The sequence below is a fragment of the Stenotrophomonas maltophilia genome (assembly GCF_001676385.1).
Classification (GTDB): domain Bacteria; phylum Pseudomonadota; class Gammaproteobacteria; order Xanthomonadales; family Xanthomonadaceae; genus Stenotrophomonas; species Stenotrophomonas maltophilia_J.
Genome location: NZ_LYVJ01000011.1, coordinates 193,278 through 211,782, shown reverse-complemented (window position 1 = coordinate 211,782; position 18,505 = coordinate 193,278). Strand labels below are relative to the sequence as shown.

14 protein-coding genes are annotated in these 18,505 nt (G+C 69.4%); 11 read left to right on the top strand and 3 right to left on the bottom strand.

All coding sequences use genetic code 11. The annotated features are described in order from the left end of the window. The first annotated feature begins 26 nt into the window (after nt 1-26). From A9K58_RS15295 to A9K58_RS15275, 5 genes are all read left to right on the top strand, one after another. Nucleotides 27-236 carry a DUF1656 domain-containing protein gene (locus A9K58_RS15295; RefSeq protein ID WP_065200143.1) on the top strand — a complete coding sequence of 70 codons (210 nt, stop codon included), beginning with the start codon at nt 27-29 and terminating at the stop codon, nt 234-236. Then, the gene (locus tag A9K58_RS15290) at nt 233-1,150 is read left to right on the top strand and encodes an efflux RND transporter periplasmic adaptor subunit (protein WP_065200142.1); all 918 of its coding nucleotides are present in this window, start codon (nt 233-235) and stop codon (nt 1,148-1,150) included. Before A9K58_RS15295 ends, A9K58_RS15290 begins: the two co-directional genes overlap by 4 nt. Next, entirely contained in the window at nt 1,147-2,607 is a 1,461-nt protein-coding gene (locus tag A9K58_RS15285) for an efflux transporter outer membrane subunit (RefSeq protein ID WP_065200141.1), read from the top strand. The genes A9K58_RS15290 and A9K58_RS15285 overlap by 4 nt, the downstream gene beginning before the upstream one ends. A 3-nt stretch (nt 2,608-2,610) precedes the next feature. After that, nucleotides 2,611-4,650, top strand: a complete 2,040-nt coding sequence (locus A9K58_RS15280) for an FUSC family protein (RefSeq protein WP_065200140.1) — start codon at nt 2,611-2,613, stop codon at nt 4,648-4,650. 94 nt (nt 4,651-4,744) lie between these two features. Next, nucleotides 4,745-5,143 carry a hypothetical protein gene (locus A9K58_RS15275; RefSeq protein ID WP_065200139.1) on the top strand — a complete coding sequence of 133 codons (399 nt, stop codon included), beginning with the start codon at nt 4,745-4,747 and terminating at the stop codon, nt 5,141-5,143. A 106-nt stretch (nt 5,144-5,249) separates the two neighbouring features. Here A9K58_RS15275 and recD read toward each other — a convergent pair whose 3' ends face one another. The 3 genes from recD to recC are packed head-to-tail and all read right to left on the bottom strand — an operon-like array spanning nt 5,250 to nt 14,151. Beyond that, complete coding sequence (recD, locus tag A9K58_RS15270; protein ID WP_065200138.1) at nt 5,250-7,130, bottom strand: exodeoxyribonuclease V subunit alpha; 1,881 nt, start codon at nt 7,128-7,130, stop codon at nt 5,250-5,252. Continuing rightward, nucleotides 7,127-10,807 carry an exodeoxyribonuclease V subunit beta gene (gene recB / locus A9K58_RS15265; protein ID WP_065200137.1) on the bottom strand — a complete coding sequence of 1,227 codons (3,681 nt, stop codon included), beginning with the start codon at nt 10,805-10,807 and terminating at the stop codon, nt 7,127-7,129. The genes recD and recB overlap by 4 nt, the downstream gene beginning before the upstream one ends. Beyond that, nucleotides 10,804-14,151 (bottom strand): exodeoxyribonuclease V subunit gamma, encoded by a 3,348-nt coding sequence (gene recC / locus A9K58_RS15260; RefSeq protein WP_065200136.1) that lies wholly within the window; start codon nt 14,149-14,151, stop codon nt 10,804-10,806. Before recC ends, recB begins: the two co-directional genes overlap by 4 nt. A gap of 189 nt (nt 14,152-14,340) precedes the next feature. Here recC and A9K58_RS15255 point away from each other — a divergent pair, with 189 nt between their 5' ends. From A9K58_RS15255 to A9K58_RS15230, 6 genes are read left to right on the top strand one after another with little or no spacing between them, the layout of a single operon-like run. Further along, the gene (locus A9K58_RS15255; protein WP_065200158.1) at nt 14,341-15,129 is read left to right on the top strand and encodes an ABC transporter ATP-binding protein; all 789 of its coding nucleotides are present in this window, start codon (nt 14,341-14,343) and stop codon (nt 15,127-15,129) included. Continuing rightward, the gene (locus tag A9K58_RS15250; RefSeq protein WP_065200135.1) at nt 15,129-15,878 is read left to right on the top strand and encodes an MlaE family lipid ABC transporter permease subunit; all 750 of its coding nucleotides are present in this window, start codon (nt 15,129-15,131) and stop codon (nt 15,876-15,878) included. The genes A9K58_RS15255 and A9K58_RS15250 overlap by 1 nt, the downstream gene beginning before the upstream one ends. Nucleotides 15,879-15,938: 60 nt before the next feature. Continuing rightward, the gene (gene mlaD / locus A9K58_RS15245) at nt 15,939-16,463 is read left to right on the top strand and encodes an outer membrane lipid asymmetry maintenance protein MlaD (protein WP_065200134.1); all 525 of its coding nucleotides are present in this window, start codon (nt 15,939-15,941) and stop codon (nt 16,461-16,463) included. Next, nucleotides 16,460-17,122 carry an MlaC/ttg2D family ABC transporter substrate-binding protein gene (locus tag A9K58_RS15240; protein WP_065200133.1) on the top strand — a complete coding sequence of 221 codons (663 nt, stop codon included), beginning with the start codon at nt 16,460-16,462 and terminating at the stop codon, nt 17,120-17,122. The genes mlaD and A9K58_RS15240 overlap by 4 nt, the downstream gene beginning before the upstream one ends. Then, nucleotides 17,112-17,423 carry an STAS domain-containing protein gene (locus tag A9K58_RS15235; RefSeq protein ID WP_065200132.1) on the top strand — a complete coding sequence of 104 codons (312 nt, stop codon included), beginning with the start codon at nt 17,112-17,114 and terminating at the stop codon, nt 17,421-17,423. Before A9K58_RS15240 ends, A9K58_RS15235 begins: the two co-directional genes overlap by 11 nt. A gap of 1 nt (nt 17,424) precedes the next feature. After that, nucleotides 17,425-18,450: an MlaA family lipoprotein gene (locus A9K58_RS15230; RefSeq protein WP_065200131.1), complete on the top strand. Its 1,026-nt coding sequence runs from the start codon at nt 17,425-17,427 to the stop codon at nt 18,448-18,450. Nucleotides 18,451-18,505 lie beyond the last annotated feature (55 nt).

The window sequence follows — 18,505 nt, the reverse complement described above, 5'->3', positions numbered from 1 at the left end:
TCCCCACCTCGCCCCCGCCCCTGCCGATGTCCGGTGAATTCAGTCTCCACGGAGTGTTCGTCCCCACCCTGCTCGGGTTGATGCTGCTGGCCTACCTGGTCAACAGCGGCCTGCACGCGCTGCTGCAGCGTGCCGGCGCCTATCGCCATGTCTGGCACCCGGCGCTGTTCAACCTGGCGCTGTACGGAATCGTGCTGGGCCTGCTGTTCCATCTCCTGCGTTGGATGCAATCGTGAACAAGATCGTGAAGAAGACCCTGCCGGTGCTGCTCACCAGCGCGGCCGTGATCGTCGCCCTGCTGGTGCTTCGCCAGCTGTGGGTCTATTACATGGATGAGCCGTGGACCCGCGACGCCCATGTCGGCGCCGACGTGGTGCAGATGGCGCCGGATGTTTCCGGCCTGGTGGAAACGGTCAACGTGGCGGACAACCAGGCGGTGAAGAAGGGCGACCTGTTGTTCGTGGTCGACCGTGCCCGCTACCGCATCGCGCTGGAGCAGGCCAAGGCCAGCCTGGCCGAGCGCCAGGCCTCGGTGGCCCAGCTGCGGCGCGAGATCGGCCGCGACCGCAGCCTGCAGGACCTGGTCGCCGCCGAGGACGCCGAAGTGCGCCGCGCCAAGCTGCAGGCCGCACAGGCCGCGCTGGCCACCGCACAGGCCGCGGTCGACCTGGCCGAGCTCAACCTGGGCCGCACCGAGGTGCGCGCGCCGGCCGATGGCCGAGTCAACGACCGCACCCTGCGCGTGGGCGACTACGTGGTGGCCGGCAAGCCGGTGCTGGCGCTGCTGGATACCGGCTCGTTCCGCATCGATGGCTACTTCGAGGAAACCCGCCTGCGCGGCGTGGCGCCGGGGCAAGCCGTGGATATCCGCCTGATGGGCGAGTCGACTCCGCTGCGCGGCCACGTCGAGAGCATCGCTGCCGGCATCGAGGACCGCTACCGCAGCAACGGCAGTTCCCTGCTGCCGAACGTGACCCCGGCCTTCGACTGGGTGCGGCTGGCCCAGCGCATTCCGGTGCGCATCGCCATCGACGATGTGCCCAAGGGCGTGGAACTGATTGCCGGCCGCACCGCGACGGTGACCGTGGACACCGGTCGCCACCCGCACGACAACAAGGCCGGCACTGTGCCGGCTCAGGCGGGCCTGTGAACGCCCCCCTGCCCCGTCTCGGCCTGATCGTCGCGCTGGCCAGCCTGGCCGCGTGCAGGACCGTCGGCCCGGACTATGCACTGCCGGAAAGCTCGGCGTTCAAGCGCCCGGAGGCCAATGCGGCCTTCATCGATACCCAGAACCCGCAGATTGCCGCCAACCAGGCGCTGCCCGACCGCTGGTGGTCGCTGTACAACGACCCGGTGCTGGACGGCCTGATCACCCAGGCGCTGCGTGACAACGTGGAACTGAAGGCCGCCGATGCGCACCTGCGCCGCGCGGCCGCCGTTTACGAACAGGCGCTGGACGCCGGTGGCTTCGAGTACGAGGCCGAAGCCGGCGCCAGCCGCGCGCAGCTGTCGGCCGAATCGTTCCTGCAGGAGCACGAGCTGCCGGTGATCAACCTGGCCGATGGCAAGTTCGCGGTCAGCTACCAGTTCGATCTGTTCGGCAAGCTCAAGCGTGGTGCCGAGGCAGCGCGTGCCGACGAGCAGTCGGTCGCTGCGGCGCGCGACCTGGCCCAGGTCAGCGTGGTCGCGCAGGTGGCCGACAGCTACCTGGAAATCTGCCACGCCAACCACGAACTGCACGTGGCCGAGCATTCGCTGCAGCTGCAGCAGCGCAGCCGCAGTGTCACCGAGCGCCTGGTCGCAGCCGGCCGCGGCACGCCGCCGGAACTGGCCCGTGCCAATGCCCAGGTCGCGCTGTTGGAAGCCGCGCTGCCGCCGCTGCGCGCGCAGCGTTCGGCAGCCGCCTATTCGCTGGCCGCCCTGCTGGGGCAGACCCCTGGCCAGCTGCCGGCCGGCGTGATCGACTGTGCGCACGCGCCCAGCCTGGCGCAGCCGCTGCCGGTCGGTGACGGCCGGGCACTGCTGCAGCGCCGCCCCGACGTGCGCCAGGCCGAACGCAAGCTGGCCTCGGCCACGGCTCGGATCGGCGTCGCCACCGCCGAGCTGTACCCGAACATCCGCCTGGGCGCCTCGGCCGGTGCCGCCGGCCTGCTGGAGGACTTCGGCACGCCGATGACCCAGCAGTGGTCGATCGGCCCGCTGATCTCGTGGACGCTGCCGTCGTCCGGTACCCATGCACGCATCCACGCCGCCGAAGCCGGTGCGGATGCGGCGCTCGCCGAGTTCGACCACATCGTGCTGCAGGCGCTGCGCGAGACCCAGACCGCGCTGGACCGCTATGCGCAGGACCTGCGCCGGCTGCAATCACTGCGCACCGCGCAGGAACAGGCCGCACTGGCCGCCGAGCAGAACCGCCGGTTGTACCAGGGGGGCCGTACGCCGTACCTGTCCAGCCTGGATGCCGACCGCAGCCTGGCCACCAGCGATGCCACCCTGGCCGCCGCCGAAGCGCAGGTCTCGCGTGACCAGATCCACCTGTTCCTGGTGCTCGGTGGTGGCTGGCAGGCAACGGCCGCGCCCGCCAATGCACAGGCCTCTGCGAAGTAATCCATGAACGCGCTGACCGACCGCCAGGCCTGGCTGTTCTCGATCAAGACCTACCTGGCCGCAGTGGCCGCGCTGTACATCGCCATGGCCGGCAACCTGTCACGCCCGTACTGGGCGATGGGCACGGTCTATATCGTCAGCCAGCCGCTGCTGGGCCCGACCCGCGCCAAGGGCGTGTACCGCATCGTCGGCACGCTGGTGGCCGGCCTGGCGACCCTGCTGGTGCTGCCGGCGCTGGTGGAGACGCCGCTGGTGCTGAGCGCGGCGATGTCGATCTGGCTGGCCGGTTGCCTGTTCATGGCCCTGCTCAATCGTGGCCCGCGCGGCTACGCGTTCCTGCTGGCCGGCTACACCACCGCTTTCATCGGCTTTCCGGCGGTGACCTCGCCGGAAACCATCTTCGACACGGTGGTGGCGCGCAGCGAGGAGATCATCCTCGGCACGGTGGTGGCGGTGCTGTTCGCCTCGTTGCTGTTCCCGGCTTCGGTACGCCCGATGCTGCGTGCACGCATCGGCAACTGGATGGAGGATGCCGCGCAATGGTGCCGGCAGGTCCTTGAACGCGGCCGTGCGCATGCGCCGCGCAACCGGCTGGCCGCCGACCTGGTGCAGTTCGAGGCGCTGATCGAGTTCCTGCGCCGCGATGATCCGCGCCACGCTGGATCGGCGGTGTCGATGGAACGGCTGCGCGAGCGCATGCTGCTGTTGTTGCCGGTGCTGTCATCGATCGCCGACCGCCTGAGTGCACTGCGCAGCGGGGGCCAAGACCTGCCGGAGGGCCTGCCGGCGCTGGTCGACGACATCCACGATTGGCTGGACGGACCGACCAACGCCAGCGAGTACGCACGGCTGCGCGCGCGCATCAGTGCGCTGAAGCCGCAGGTGGACCGCGACCTGCAGCACCTGCAGCTGGCCAGCCTGCTGCTGCGCCTGGAAGAGCTGGTGGACCTGTGGCAGGACTGCCGTACCCTCCAGCACGCGATCGACCATGGCACCGCACCCCTGGACCGCGCGCACTACCGCATCCGCACCGAACGGGTGGCCGCCGACAGGCACGTCGACTACGGCATGGCGCTGTTCTCCGCACTCAGCGCCGGCGTGGCGTTGATGAGCTACTGCGTGCTGTGGATCGCGCTCGGCTGGGAAGGGGGTGGCAATGGCGCGATGATGGCCGCAGTGACCGCCGCGTTCTTCGCCGCACAGGACGATCCGGCGCCCAGCATGGTGTCGTTCCTGGTGTGGGCGATGGTCGCCTCGGTGGTGGCGGGCGTGTACCTGTTCGGCGTGTTTCCGGCCGTGCATGACTTCGGCCTGCTGGCGCTGGTGCTGGCGGTGGCATTCCTGCCACTGGGGCTGATGCTGCATCACCCCAAGAGCGCGCTGTTCGCGCTGCCGCTGACAGTGAACCTGGCCGCACTGTTGAGCCTGCAGAACACCTACAGCGCCAACATCCAGGCCTTCCTCAACTCGTCGATCGCGATGTTCATCGGCATCGGCTTCGCCGTGGTGATGACCCGCCTGTTCCGTTCGGTGGGTGCCGAATGGACCGCGCGCCGGCTGGTGCGGCAGGGCTGGACCACGCTGGCCGAGGCCGCCGAGGGTCGCGGCCAGCAGGACCGCCAGCGCTTCGCCGCGCGCATGCTCGACCTGCTGGGCCTGCTCGCACCACGCCTGGCGGCAACGCCGGAGGGCAGCGACATTGCCTCGGTGGACATGCTCAACGAGGCGCGCATCGGCCTGAACATCCTGCAGCTGCGCCGCGCCCGGCTGGAACTGCCCGAGCGCAGCCGCGAGGCGGTCGAACACATTCTTGAAGAGATCGCCGTGCACTACCGCCGGCAGATCGCTGCGCGCAGGCCGATCGCTGCTGACCAGGCGCTGCGCGAGCGCCTGGATATGTCGCTGGGACGGGTCGGCAGCGTGGCCGCCTGCAAGGCGCGTGACGAGGCGCTGATGGGCCTGGTCGGGTTGCGTTTCGCACTGTTCCCGGACGCGAAGGCATTGGCACCGGGGCTGGCCATGGACACGGCGACGCAGCCGTAGCGCGCTACCCTGTGTGGCCACAGACTCCGCGGAGGGGTCAGGGCCCTCTCCTGCGGAGAGGGATCCGACCCCGGCGCTGCAACAGGACGGTTCAATGAGTTACGACATGATGGTGTTCGAGGCCAGCGCCGCGCCACGTGAGGCGGCGGCCTTCATCGCCTGGTTCGAAAAGCAGACGCAGTGGAACGAGCGCCACGAGTACGACGACCCGGCCGTCAGCAGCCCGGCGCTGCAGGCGTGGTTCGCGGAGATGGCGCAGGAATTCCCGCCGTTGAACGGACCAGTGAGCAACGACGATGACGATCGCGCCGAGGTGACCGAGTACAGCATCGGCCGGCAGGTGATCTACGGCGCGTTCGTGTATTCGGTGGCCGAGCGCGCACATGGTCGCGTGCAGGACCTGGCCGAGAAGCATGGGGTTGGGTTCTTCGATGTGAGCGCCGATGAAGCCGCGATCGTGTATCCCGATGGACTGGTGCTGATTGCGGAATGACGCAGGGTCGGATCCCTCCCGAAGGGAGGGCTCTGACCCGGAACATGCGTGTCCCGGGCGATGGGGTCAGAGCCCGTTCCCGGTGGGAACGGGATCCGACCCCGGTTCAGAACAACTGGCCCTGCACCGTGGGCTGTTCGATGGGCGCCGGTGCTTCGGCCATACCTTCCGCACCCAGCCGCCAGGCCAGGCCACCCAACCGGCTGGCGTGGCGCTTCAACGCGGCCTGCAGCACCTCCGCACTGCCGGCTACATGCAGCACCTGGCGCGCTCGGGTCAGCCCGGTGTAGACCAGTTCACGCGACAGCACGCGGCTGTCCTGGCGTGGCAGCTGCAACCACACTTCGTCGAATTCCGAGCCCTGCGCCTTGTGCACGGTCATCGCGAACGCGCTTTCGTGCGCGGGCAACGCGGCCGGGTGGAAGGCGCGCGGCTGGTCGACGCTGTCGCCGGGGAACCAGGCCACCATCGCGCCACTGTCGTCGCGCAGGCAGATGCCAATATCGCCGTTGAACAGGCGGTGGCGGTAGCTGTTCTCGGTGACCAGCAGCAGGCGGCCCTGGAAGTACCCCGGGGTGTTGCCGGCCAGCAGCTGTTCGATACGGCTGTTGAGTCCGCGCGCACCCTGCGGGCCTTCGCGCAATGCCGTGAGCACGCGCAGGCGGCCGGCCTGCTGCAGGGCATGCACCGGATCGGCGGCGTCAGCCAGCGCGCGCCAGTGGCCCAGCAGGTGCTCGCGCTGGCCGCGTAGCGGGTCGGCTTCACCTTCGTGGAAATGCACGCCGGCCAGTGCACCGCCACGCAGCAGCTGCAATGCGATGCTGCCCTCACCCTCGCGTACGGCGTGGGCCAGAGGTGCCAGTTCCAGCGCATCGCTCTGCCGATAGCCGCGCCGCAACTGCACGCGACGGCCGGCGAAGGCGCGCGTTGCGGCCTGTGGCTGCAACGTAGCGGGTGCCAGCAGGCCGTGCAGCGCCTGCGCGTCGTCGGCGCGGGTGCCGATGCCATCGCCGCTGGCACGCAGGATCGCGCTGAGCACGTCGCCCGCTTCCACCGACGGCAGCTGGTCGGGATCGCCGAGCAGGATCAGCCGGGTGCCGCTGGCGATCGCATCGACCAGCTTGGCCATCATCGGCAGGTCGATCATCGAGGCTTCGTCGACCACCACGACGTCCACCGGCAGCGGGTTGTCGGCGTGGTGGCGGAAGCGCGGAGAATCGGGAATCACGCCGAGCAGTCGATGCAGGGTGGTGCCGGTACCGGGCAGCGCCGCGCACAGTGCCGGGTCCAGCCCCTGTTCCTGCACGCGTTGCATGGCCAGGCGCAGGCTCTCGGCCATGCGCTCGGCGGCGCGCCCGGTGGGGGCAGCCAACGCCACTTCGGGGAGTGGCTGGCCGGCCTGCTGGGCCTGCGCCGCCAGCAGCAGCAGCAGGCGCGCGATGGTGGTGGTCTTGCCGGTGCCGGGGCCACCGGTGATCAGCGCCAGCGGGTGGCGCAGGGCCACACCGGCCGCGCGTGCCTGGTGGTCCTCGCTGTCCAGCGCCTGCGGGAACAGGCGCGCGAACAACGGTGCCAGCGCCGCCACGTCGGGCGCTGGCACGGGATGCCGGCCGATACGCTGCAGGCCGGCCGCCAGCTGCCGCTCGTATTCGCGATAACGGCGCAGGTAGAGCAGTCCGTTTTCCAGCACCAGTGGCGCGTCATCGGCGACGGCGTCGGCCCGCTCCGGTGTCGCCACCCACGGCGATGCGCGCAGTTGTGCCAGCCAGTCCTGTGCGGCAGGCCACTGGGGTATGCCTTCCAGCAGCCGCTGCGGTTGCGCCGGGTCGAACGCGGCGTGACCGTGAGACACCGCCAGCGAGGCCAGCGCAGCGGCCACCGCCACGCTGTCCGGGGTGTCGTCGCGCAGCCGCTGCAGGCTGGTCGCCAGTGCATGGTCGAGGGTGCGCAGCTGGCCATTGCGGTAGAGCTCCTGCAACAGGCTCATGCGCTGGCTCCGCGGGCACGCGCGGCCAGTTCGGCCTGGGCCTGTTCGCCACCCGCGAACAGCGCGTCCAAGGCATCCACCAGCGCGAACGGGAAGCGGTCCGCGTGCACGCCGTTGCCGGTGCCGTCCAGCCCACGGCAGAACAGGTAGCGGATGCCGCCCATGTCGCGCTCGTAGTCGTACGCCGCGCCCAGCCGGAAGCGCAGCCAGCGATGCAGGGCCACGGTATAGATCAGTGCCTGCAGGTCATACTCGCTGTGGCGCATGGCAATGGCCAGCAGGTCCGGGCTGTAGCCGGGCAGGCGGTTGGACTTGTAGTCGAGCACGTACCAGCGCCCGTCGCGCACGTAGGTCAGGTCGATCATGCCGGTCATCAGCCCTTCCAGGCGGCGGCGCTGGCCAAAGCCGCGGCGCGCGCTTGAGATGCCGTGCGCATGCAGGACCTGCAGCAGCGCCGGCACCGCGGTCGCTTCGATGGCGAAATGGAAGTCGATTTCGGCGCGGCGCTCGCCTTCCCCCAGGCTGTGCAGCGCGCCGCCTTCGGGCAGCGGCACGGTCAGCGTGTGGCCCACCAGCGGCACCAGCACGGCCACGCCGTCGTCCAGATCGACGTCGGCATAACCTTCGTCGTGCAGCGCCTTGCGCAGCACCTCGGCCTGTCCTTCCGGGGCCGGCAAGCCGGGTTGCCATCCCGCCCATGCGGCGAAGTCGACGTTTTCCATTGCCTCGTGCAGCACGTTGCCGAAGCGGCTACCCATGAAACGCGGGTCGAGCGGCGCGCTGTCCTCGGCCGCCGCGGCGGCTTCCGGGAGTGCCGGTTCCAGCGGCAGGTCCGGGCCGGTGGGTTCGTCGGCTGCCGGCGCCGGCAGCGCGGTGGCAGCCGCTTCGATGTCACTGCCCGCGCCGGCATCGGCGTGGGCCAGCTGGGTGAAGCTGTACACCCACCAGTCGTGCGGCACGCGCCGGGTCAGCGCGCGCACTGCCGGCAGTTCGCCTTCCATCTCGGCCGCAAGCTGCGGCAGTGCGGCCGGCGCTTCGCTATCGTCGATGTGCACGTCGGCATGCGCGCGCAGCGCCTGCAGGTCACCCAGCAGCGGCGCCAGCCGCGTCCTGCCCAGCCCGGCCAGGTCGCCCACGGCGATCCACAGCGCATGCTCGGCACGGGTCAGTCCTACATACAGCAGGCGCGCATCCTCGGCGCGCTGCTCACGCTCACGCTGGGCACTCGCCGCTTCCCAGGCCTCGTCCTTGTCCAGCTTCCAGTGCAGCTGGCGCTGGCCGCCGACGTGCACGATGCAATGCGAGGCGGTGTTCCGGGCGCCGCCGTCGATGCCGACGAAGGGCAGGAACACCAGCGGGTACTCCAGGCCCTTGCTCTTGTGCAGCGTGATGATCTGCACGCGGCGCGCGTCCGATTCCAGGCGCAGCAGCTGCTGCTCGTCATCCTGGTCGGCACTGGCCATCTGCCCCTGCAGCCAATCCAGCAGGCCATGCATGCCCAGCGCGTGCGCCGCGGCCTCCTGCAGCAGCTCGCCCAGCTGCAGGTAGTTGGTCAGGCGGCGCTCGCCGTCGATCAGCGCCAGCAGGCGTTCGCCCTGGCTGGCACAGACGTCGGCGATGACCGCGAACGGCCCGCCGCGCTGCCAGCGCTCGCGCCAATGCAGCAGCTGTGCCTGGAACTGGCGCTGCAGGTCGCCCTCGCGCTCCATCGTGGCGATCGCACTGGCAGGTTGGCCCAGCAGTACGGTGGCCAGTGCCGCGCGCAGGCGGCCCTCGTCGGCCGGTTGCAGCAGTGCAAGCAGCAACGCGCGCAGGTCGCGCGCTTCGCTGGTGGCAAACAGGCTCTGCTTGCCGGCCGCGACCGCCGGGATGCCGACCGCCGCCAGCGCGCGTTGCACCTGGGTCGCCTCGCGATGCGAGCGCACCAGCACGGCAATGTCGCCCGGCTGTACCGGCCGTCCGCGCAGCAGCGCCTTGCCGGCACGTGCATCGACCAGGGTCTGGTGGACCGCGGCCACGCAGGCCTGGGTCGCCGCGTCACGCGAGGCATCGGCACTCATCGCCTTGTCACCGCCACTGCGCAGCACGCGCAGGGTCAGTGCCGGGGCCACATGGCCGTCACGCAGGTAGTCCGCATCGCTGCGCACGCCACCGGCCCGCACCGGCTCGAACTCGATGCCGGGTTCAAGGAAGGCGTCCTCGCCACCGTTGTCGTACAGCGCCTGCAGCGCACGCAGCACGGCCGGGCGCGAGCGGAAGTTCTGGTCCAGCACCGGTGCCTGCTGCGCCGCCCACTTGGCCTTAAGGTAAGTATGGATGTCACCGCCGCGGAACCCGTAGATCGCCTGCTTGGGGTCACCGATCAGGAACAGCGCGGGCGCCAGGCCGAGCTCACGCACCTCCGGCGAATCGCCGAACACGGTATGGAAGATGCCCCACTGGCGGTCGTCGGTGTCCTGGAACTCATCAACCAGCGCGATGCGGTACTGCGCGCGCAGCTGCCTCACCAGTACCTGCCGCTGTGGGCCTTCCAGGGCCAACGCCACGCCGTCGATCAGGTCGTCGTAGGTCTGCACCCGGCGCGTGCGCTTCAGTACCTGCAGACGTTGCGCTGCCTCGTCGCGCAGGCGGTGCAGGAAGTTCAACGCGGTGGCACGCAGCCAGGCATCGCGTTCGGCGAGCAGCGCGACATAGCGCGCCAACGGCGCCTGCAATGGCGACGACGGCGTGCGGTCGGAGAACTTCTTGTTGGTCTTGCCGGCCAGCACGTCCGGCAGCAGTGCCGGCAGGCGCTCGCTGGCCAGCAGCTCGCGCGGATCGGCGCGCTCGGCCCAGGCCAGCAGCTGCCGGCCCAGCGGGTGCAGCCAGCCCAGCTTGTAGGACACGCCATTGATCCATTTGTTGTCGACGGCATCGCAAAGGTCGATGAAGAACTGCTCGCCATGCTCGCGCAGCGCCTGCTGTAGTTCGGCAGCGGTGGCCTGCAATGCCGGCTGTGGATCGGCCGGCACCATCGGCCGTGGCAACGGGTGCAGTGGCGGTGCGCCCAGCAGCGCGCGCAGATCGGCCGCCAGCGCCTCCGGGTTGGACCACAGCCAGGTCAGCGGCTCCAGCGTTGCCGGGTCGTTGGCGTGCATGCGCCACAGGTCGGCGGCCAGCTCACCCAGCAATTCACGATCGCTGGCCAGCAGTTCCGGCGGATCGAAGGTATGGCCGCTCTCCAGCGCATGCTCGCGCAGCACGCGAGTGCAGAAGCCGTGGATGGTGAAGATGGATGCCAGGTCGATCTCGTCGGCAGCCACCTGCAGGCGGCGCTTCAGTGCAGCCGCGCTCTCGCTGCCACCCTGCAAGTGACGCTGCAGCACCTCGCGGGTCAGGCAGGCGTCCGGCGCCTCACCCTCGGCCGGTTCCAGATCGACCAGGCGCGCGGCCAGCGCCAGGCGCTCACGGATGCGCTTGCGCAGTTCCTGCGTAGCGGCATCGGTGAAGGTTACCGCCAGGATCTGGCCGATGCGCAGGCCCTGCTCTACCACCAGGCGGGTGAACAGCGTGGCCAGGGTAAAGGTCTTGCCGGTACCGGCACTGGCTTCGATCAGGCGGACGCCATCCAGTGGCAGGGCCAGATAGGGATCGCCTGCCATGCGCTGGATTCCTTCGTCTGCCATGGAGGTGTTCATTCGCTGCCCTCATGGCTGGCGTCGGCGCCCAGCGCGCGGCCTTCGCGCACGGCGCTGAAGACCACCTGGCTGTTGTGCAGAAGTTCGGCATAGCCAGCATCGGTGGCGAACGGGTCGGCACCGCGCAGCAGCAGCTGCCAGGCATCGCTGCTGGATTCGCCCCAGGTGCGGTCGCTGCCGTGCCACTGCTTCCAGCCTTCGCTGCGCTGCTTCTCACCCGTCGTGGTGTACAGCACCCAGCCGGTATACGGGGCAAAGCGCAGCGGCTGGCGCAGGCCGCGCTGGCGCAGCCGCAGCAGCGCGCGCAGCGCCGCGCGTGCAGCGGGAGCACTCAGTGCCGGCAGCACATGCGGGCCAGGCCCGGCATCGCCGCCGTCGTGGAACTGCACCAGTGGCAACGCATCGCCCGCAGCATTGGCCAGCAACCAATCCAGGCCATGGCGGATCGCCGCGTTGCCGTTGAGGGGGCCGGCGCGCAAGCGCACCAGGCCCTGGGAATGACGATCAGCCACGCGGCCGTGCAGGTGTACGCCGTCGATCTGCACGTCATAGCGGCGGCTTTCCAACGGTTCGCCCTGCATCCAGCCCAGCAACGCGGTGGCATAGGGGCGGGTCTTCAGCTGTTCCACCTCGAACTGGCGCTCGCCCAGTGGACCGGACGGCAGCAGGCCTCGCGCGCGCAGTCGTGGGTACAGGGGCTCGCTGTCGCCGCTGAGCGTGGCACGCACCACCGCCGCCTGCACGCTTCGCCTTTCCGGGCCCCGCGAGGACAGCACCAACGGTTCCAGGTCATCGACCTCCTCGACATCGTCGGCCAGGCGCAGGCCGAGCGACTGCGCGAGGAACTGCCCGGCGGGGTCGCACAGGAAGCGGCGCAGGGTATCGAGTGCAACCTCGTCCTCCACCACATCGTCGGCCGGCGGCGGCAACGGTGCATCGAACCAGGGTGGCAGGCCACCGCGCCGGCCGGTGAGGCGGCCGGCGGCCGGATGCCACTGCCGGCGATAGCTGAAGCGGCGCGGATCGCCATCACCGAACGCGGCCGGCGAGAACGGCTGCAGCGCGTGGCGCACGATGAAATCGCGGGCCACCGCAGCCGGATCGAGGTGATACGCGGCGGCGGCATCGATCAGCTCGCTGACCAGCACGGACGGCTCACGCACGCTGCCATCACGCGGATCGGCGCCGAGGTAGCTGAGGTAGAACACTTCCTGCGCCGCAGCGAACAGCTGCAGGAAGAGGAAGCGATCATCTTCGCGGGTGGAGCGGTCGCCCGGTCGACGGCGCGGCGTGTCCAGTTCGGCGGTGAGCTGGTTGAGGCCGGCGGCCGGGTCCCGGCGCGGGAAGTCGCCATCATTCAGGCCGAGCACGCAGATCACCCGGAACGGCAGCAGGCGCATCGGCACCATGCGGCCGAAGCTGATGCCGCCCGTCAGCAGCGGCGCCCGCGTGTCGGCTTCGCCCAGCACGCCGGCGAAGTGGGCACGCACCACCTCGGGCGGCACGCCTTCTTCGAAGCCGGCTTTGGCGGCATCGTCGGCGAACTGGTTCAACAGTCTGCGCAGGCGCTCCAGTGCGCGCTGGCTGTTGGGCGAGCTGGGCGAGTCCGGCAGCAGGGCGTCCAGCAGCGACAGCAGTCGCTGCCGCCATTGCGCCGGGGTCAGCAGTTCGCCGAGGCGGCGCTGGTAGGCCGCCAGCACGCGCAGCAGGCGCAGCAGGCGGTCCAGCGCTTCCAGCGCGCCACCTTCCAGCTCGGTCCACGGTGCCACGCCGGCCAGGTCGGCCTCGCTGCCCGTCGCGTGGCCCAGCACCAGCCGGTCCAGCGCGAACTGCCAGGTGTAGGCATCGTCGGCCGGTGCCTGGTGCTGCTGGCGGTGCCTGGCATCCAGTCCCCAGCGTGCGCCGGCCTGCTGCAGCCAGCCATGCAGGCGGTCGAAGTCCACCGCCTCCAGCCCGGCCGCTTCGGCCAGCGGCGCGCTGGCCAGCAGGTCCAGCACTTCGTTCAGGCCGAAGCGCGAGACCGGCAGGCCCAGCAGGTGCACGAACACGTCGGCCAGCGGCTCGCCAGCGAGCGGGCTGCTGTCGGCCAATGCATACGGAATATGGTCCTCTTCGCCGCCGCGGCCACCGAACACGGCTTCCAGGTACGGCACGTAGGGATCGATGTCCGGCGCCAGCACTGCGATCTCGCGGGCCTGCAGCGGCGGGTCGAAACGCGGGTCCTGCAGCAGGCTGCGCAACTGGTCGTGCAGGACCTGCAGTTCGCGCAGCCGGGTATGGCAGGCATGCACCTGCAGGCTGGGGTCGTCGCTGCGCAGCCCGTCGCGCAGCTCGCCCGAGGGCAGAGCGCGACGATGGAACAGATCGCGCTGCAGGCGGTGCAGCAGGCTGTCCGACAGCCCGCCTTCGGCCAGGGTTGGCCGGGTGTCTTCCTCGGGATCGGAATAAGCGGCGATCTCGCCCGCCGGGTGCACCACTTCGTAACTACCCAGCACCGCCATGAAATCCCGCCCCGCCGCACCCCAGGCTTCCAGCAACCGGTTCTCGCCCGCGGCTTCGCCGAACGGATCCGGCGCGCCGCTGCGCAGGCGCTCGGCCAGTGTCTGCAGGTCGCCCCAATAGGACTGCACCGGGGTGGGCATGTAGAAGTGCAGCTCGCCCACCCGTGCCTGGGTGGCCATCACCCGCAATACGTCGGGTGAGATGTTGAGCGTCGCGAAGGCGGACAGGCGCGGCGGCAGGCCCAGCGGCAGCGGCTGGCCAGCGCCTTCGAAGCGATCCAGGTACTCCTGGATGCGGCGCGCGCGGTAATCGTGGCCGCGGGTGATCGTGCGCCACAGGATCGCCTGCGGATCGGCCGGATCGGCGCCGGCGGCCCAGTGCAGCAGCCAGTCGCGGCGCCAAGCCTGGTATTTCTCGAACACCGCGGCCAGCTCGCCGGCCAGTGCCCACGGCTTCAACGCATCATCGCCGGCAAGATATGACTGCAGCGCGCGCATCGGCGGCTGTGCCAGCAGCGCCGGGTCGCGCAGCGCCTGGTACAGCTTCCAGCGCAGGCCCGCAGCGTCCAGGTCGTCGTGCTCGCCGCTGACATTGGCCTTCAGCGCGCGGGCGACGAATTCGCCCGGCGTCAGGAACTCGAGGTTGGCGGCGACACCGAACTCCGCCGCCAGTGTTGCCTGCAGCCAGCGCCGCATTGCTACCTGCGGGATCAACACCACTTCGGGGGCCAGCAGGGGCTGGCCAGGGACGGGCGCGCGCACATTGCGCGCCAGCAACGCCGCCAGCACGTCCAGGGAATTGGAATGGTAGAGGCGGAAGTCGTTGCCCGGGTCATTCATCATGCACAGTGTGCAGCACGGCAGGCCGTATTCAATGGCCAACGCACCGCCGGTATGGATTGTTCCGGGCGTCCCGCCGATTGTCCCGGCCTGCGCGGGCCGTTGTCGTGCAACAATACTGGACCGCCCAGTCTGCTTATGTTCAGCCAGCTGGCCCGATCCTGCCCTGTCGAAAAAACGTTAATGGTGCCCATGCCGGCTTCCGCCTCCAGTCTGGTGCAGTTGTCCAACGTCCGCATCGACCGGGGCGGGCGCACGATCCTGCGCGATGTATCGATGCAGGTGCCCAAAGGCAGCATTACGGCGGTACTTGGCCCGTCCGGCAGCGGCAAGTCGACCCTGCTGGCGGCGTTGACCGGTGAGCTTCGCCCGGTCGCCGGCGCGATCACGCTGTTCGGCAGGCCGGTCCCGCAGGACAGCGGCGCCCTGCTGGAAATGCGCAGGAGCGTAGGCGTGCTGCTGCAGGGCAATGGCCTGCTCACCGACCTCACCGTGGCCGAGAACGTCGCGCTGCCGCTGCGCACGCATACCCGCCTGCCCGCCGTGGTGCTGCGCCGGCTGGTGGAGATGAAGTTGCATGCGGTAGGCCTGCTGGCCGCCGCCGATGCGTGGCCGCGGGAGCTGTCGGGGGGCATGGCGCGCCGCGTGGCGCTGGCCCGTGCACTCGCACTGGACCCGCCGCTGATGATCTACGACGAGCCGCTGACCGGGCTGGACCCGATCGCCTCGGGCGTGATCATGAGCCTGATCCAGCGCCTCAACCACAGCCTCGGCCTGACCAGCATCATCGTCAGCCACCACGTGCATGAAACCCTGCCGATCTGCGACCAGGTGATCGCGATCGCCAACGGCGGCATCGTGTTCCAGGGCACGCCCGAGGCGCTGCAGTCCAGCCAGGATCCGCTGCTGCGGCAGTTCCTGCATGGCCAGCCCGATGGCCCCATTCCGTTCGATGCCGCGCCACGCGCGAGGGTGGCCTGATGCCGTTCGTTGACGCTACCCGTTCTCTGGGCCGCGCCGGCCTGTTCTCGCTGACGGTCCTGCGTGGTTCACTGCCCACCCGTGACTTCCTGGCCGAACTGACCCGCGAGATCTACAAGATCGGCGCACGCTCGCTGCCGATCATTGCCGTCGGCGGTGCCTTTGTCGGCCTGGTGCTGACCCTGCAGGGCTATCGCACGCTGACTACCTTCGGTGCGGCGGATGCACTGTCAACCCTGCTGGGCCTGTCGCTGTACCGCGAGCTGGCGCCCGTGCTGACCGCGTTGTTGTTCATCGGCCGTGCCGGCAGCTCGATCGCCGCCGAACTGGGCCTGATGCGCGCCACCGACCAGATCAAGGCACTGGAACTGATGGCGATCGACCCGGTGGCCAAGGCGGTGGCGCCGCGCTTCTGGGCGGCGGTGCTGACCGTGCCGTTGCTCACCGGTATTTTCTGCTCGCTGGCGATCAGTGCCAGCTACTTCGAAGCGGTGCATGTGCTGGGGCTGGACAACGGCGTGTTCTGGTCGGCACTGCGCAACAGCGTCGACTTCTGGGATGACTTCGGCGTGGCGATGCTGAAATCGGCGATCTTCGGCGGCACTGCCGCACTGGTCGCTGCCTATGTGGGTTTCCACGCCGAGCCGACCATCGAGGGCACGTCGGTGGCGACGACCCGCGCAGTGGTCAACGCCTCGCTGCTGGTACTGATGTTCAACTTCGTGCTGTCGGCAATGTTGTTCACCTAACCCTTCCACCGGCGGTGCGCAGGCGCGCGCGGCCACAACGACTCGATCAGGTAATCCAACATGGCCATCCGCGGTCCCAGACTCGAATTCTCCGTCGGCGCGTTCCTGCTGCTGGCCCTGGCCTCGCTGCTGGTGCTGGCCGTGGCCTCGACCAACCAGCGCTGGAGCTGGGGCAGCGGCGGCTATGAGCTGAAGGCACGCTTCTCGCAGGTCGGCCAGCTGCGCAAGCAGGCGCCAGTGAAGATCGGTGGTGTCACCGTCGGCCAGGTCGCCTCGATCGACCTGGACCCGGTGAAATTCGAATCGATCGTGACGCTGCGCATGGATGCCAAGGTCAAGGACCTGCCGGCGGACACCTCGGCCGGCATCTTCACCAGTGGTTTGCTCGGCGAAAGCTATATCGGTCTGCAGCCGGGTGGCGATCCGGACGTGCTCAAGGCGGGTGACGAGATCGTCTTCACCCAGCCGGCCGTGGACCTGATCCAGCTGGTCGGCAAGTACATGTTCAGCGGCGGCGCCGGTGGCGACGCCGCTCAGAAACCCAACGATGGCGCGCAGGCGCCTGCAACGGAACCGCAACCATGAAGACCAAACTGATCCCGGCCCTGCTTGCCTCGGCGCTGCTGACGGCCACCCCGTTCCTCGCCCAGGCGCAGGCCACCGCCCCCGCCGTTACCGCGACGCAGGGCCAGGCGGGCAAAGTGGTGATCGATGCCAGCACGCGCATCCTCACCACGCTGCAGCAACGCCGGGGCGAGTTCAGCAGCAACGCGGCCAGCCTGCGTGGCTACATCGACAGCGAACTGAACCGCACCTTCGACCGCGACTATGCCGCGCGCCTGGTGCTGGGCCCGCACTCGAGGGGTGCATCCGACGCCGACATCAAGCTGTTCGCCGATGCGATGGCCGACAGCCTGATGCAGCGCTACGGCTCGGCCCTGCTCAACATCCAGGGCAAGCCCAGCTTCCGCCTGAAGGGTGAAAGCCCGCTGCCGGGCAACCGCGGCGTGCGCGTGAGCACCGAGCTGGTCCGCGCCGGCAACGAGCCGACGCCGGTCGAGTACTGGATGCGCAACGTGAACGGCCAATGGAAGATCTTCGACGTCAACATCGAAGGCATCTCCTACGTCCAGACCTTCCGGAACCAGTTCGACTCCCCGCTGCGCCAGAAGGGCATCAAGCAGGTGGCCACCGAACTGCGCAACGGCAGCATGCAGGCCGGGCCTGCGGCCAATGGCAAGTAACGCGCTGGCGCTGCTGGAGGGCGATACCCTGCGCCTGCGCGGGGTGCTCGACCGGGCTGCGGTGATCGCGCTGTGGCCGCAGCTCCAGGCCCTCCCCGCCAAACTGGCGAGGCTGGACCTCGGCGAGGTCGAGCGCGTGGACAGCGCCGGCCTGGCACTGCTGGCCGAGCTGGCAGCGCGTGCACGCAGCAGCGGCCACGCGCTGGCGATCTCCGGCGCACCGGCCGGTTACAACGAACTGAGCGCCGCCTACCGGCTGTCGCCCGACCTGGATTTCAACGCTACTTCTGCTGCGAGCTGACATGAACGTCATACGCGCTTTCTTCCTGATCGTCCTGGCCGCCTCCTTGACGGCCTGTGCCGGCAAGGCCACGCACAGCGATGCACCCATGGCCGCCACTGCGGTCCCGGCCAGCGCACCCACCGAAGCGCCGGCCGATGCAGCCCCGGATGCCGTTGCCGGCACCACTGGCACGGCGGCGGCGCCGACCGTGGCCAGCCAGCCGGTACCTGCGGCGGCACAGCCTTCGGCGGCTCCTGCGCAGCCCACGGCCACCGGCACGGCCGATGCCACTGCCACCGCACCGGGCGGCGACGACGACTTCGACGCCCTGTATGGCGGCACCAACGCGACCGGCAGCGCCGCAGCCTACGATCCGTGGGAGAAATTCAACCGCAAGGTGCACACGTTCAACAATGCGGTCGACCGCAGCGTTGCACGCCCGTTGGCGACGGCCTATACCCATGTGGTTCCGCGCTTCGCCCGCACCGGCATCAGCAATTTCTTCAGCAACCTGCGTGCTCCGGTCACCATTACCAACCAGCTGCTGCAGGGCCGCGGCGCGGATGCCTGGGACAGCCTCGGCCGCTTCCTGATGAACAGCACGCTGGGCATCGGTGGCCTGTTCGATCCGGCCAGCAAGGCGATGGTGCCGCGACGCAATGAAGACTTCGGCCAGACGCTGGGCGCCTGGGGCTGGCGCCGTTCGCGCTATGTGGAACTGCCGTTCTTCGGCCCGCGCACCGTGCGCGATGTATTCGGCCTGGCCGGCGACATCCCGCTGTCGCCGATCCGCCGCATCGAACAGGACAAGGTCCGCATCGGCCTGCAGGGCCTGCAGCTGGTCGATACCCGCGCGCAGTTGCTGGCGATCGACGACCTGCGCGACAGCGCCGTGGATGAGTACTCGCTGGTCCGCGACGCCTGGATGCAACGGCGCAACTACCAGATCGAAAACGATCTGCGCAGCAAGCGCGACCGCGGTCATGACGATGCAGATTCGCCGATCCCGGTCGATGCGATGCCGATGCCGCAGTGGACCAACTGAGCCTGCTCATGAGTACGTGAAAAAACCCCGCCGAGGCGGGGTTTTTTCTTTTTGC

Bases quoted from the DNA above. Each gene is read 5' to 3' on its own strand.
- A9K58_RS15295 (WP_065200143.1), top strand. From the start codon at position 27: ATGTCCGGTGAATTCAGTCTCCACGGAGTGTTCGTCCCCACCCTGCTC.
- A9K58_RS15280 (WP_065200140.1), top strand. From the start codon at position 2,611: ATGAACGCGCTGACCGACCGCCAGGCCTGGCTGTTCTCGATCAAGACC.
- A9K58_RS15275 (WP_065200139.1), top strand. From the start codon at position 4,745: ATGAGTTACGACATGATGGTGTTCGAGGCCAGCGCCGCGCCACGTGAG.
- recD (WP_065200138.1), bottom strand. From the start codon at position 7,130: ATGAGCCTGTTGCAGGAGCTCTACCGCAATGGCCAGCTGCGCACCCTC.
- recB (WP_065200137.1), bottom strand. From the start codon at position 10,807: ATGAACACCTCCATGGCAGACGAAGGAATCCAGCGCATGGCAGGCGAT.
- recC (WP_065200136.1), bottom strand. From the start codon at position 14,151: ATGATGAATGACCCGGGCAACGACTTCCGCCTCTACCATTCCAATTCC.
- A9K58_RS15255 (WP_065200158.1), top strand. From the start codon at position 14,341: ATGCCGGCTTCCGCCTCCAGTCTGGTGCAGTTGTCCAACGTCCGCATC.
- A9K58_RS15250 (WP_065200135.1), top strand. From the start codon at position 15,129: ATGCCGTTCGTTGACGCTACCCGTTCTCTGGGCCGCGCCGGCCTGTTC.
- mlaD (WP_065200134.1), top strand. From the start codon at position 15,939: ATGGCCATCCGCGGTCCCAGACTCGAATTCTCCGTCGGCGCGTTCCTG.
- A9K58_RS15240 (WP_065200133.1), top strand. From the start codon at position 16,460: ATGAAGACCAAACTGATCCCGGCCCTGCTTGCCTCGGCGCTGCTGACG.
- A9K58_RS15235 (WP_065200132.1), top strand. From the start codon at position 17,112: ATGGCAAGTAACGCGCTGGCGCTGCTGGAGGGCGATACCCTGCGCCTG.
- A9K58_RS15230 (WP_065200131.1), top strand. From the start codon at position 17,425: ATGAACGTCATACGCGCTTTCTTCCTGATCGTCCTGGCCGCCTCCTTG.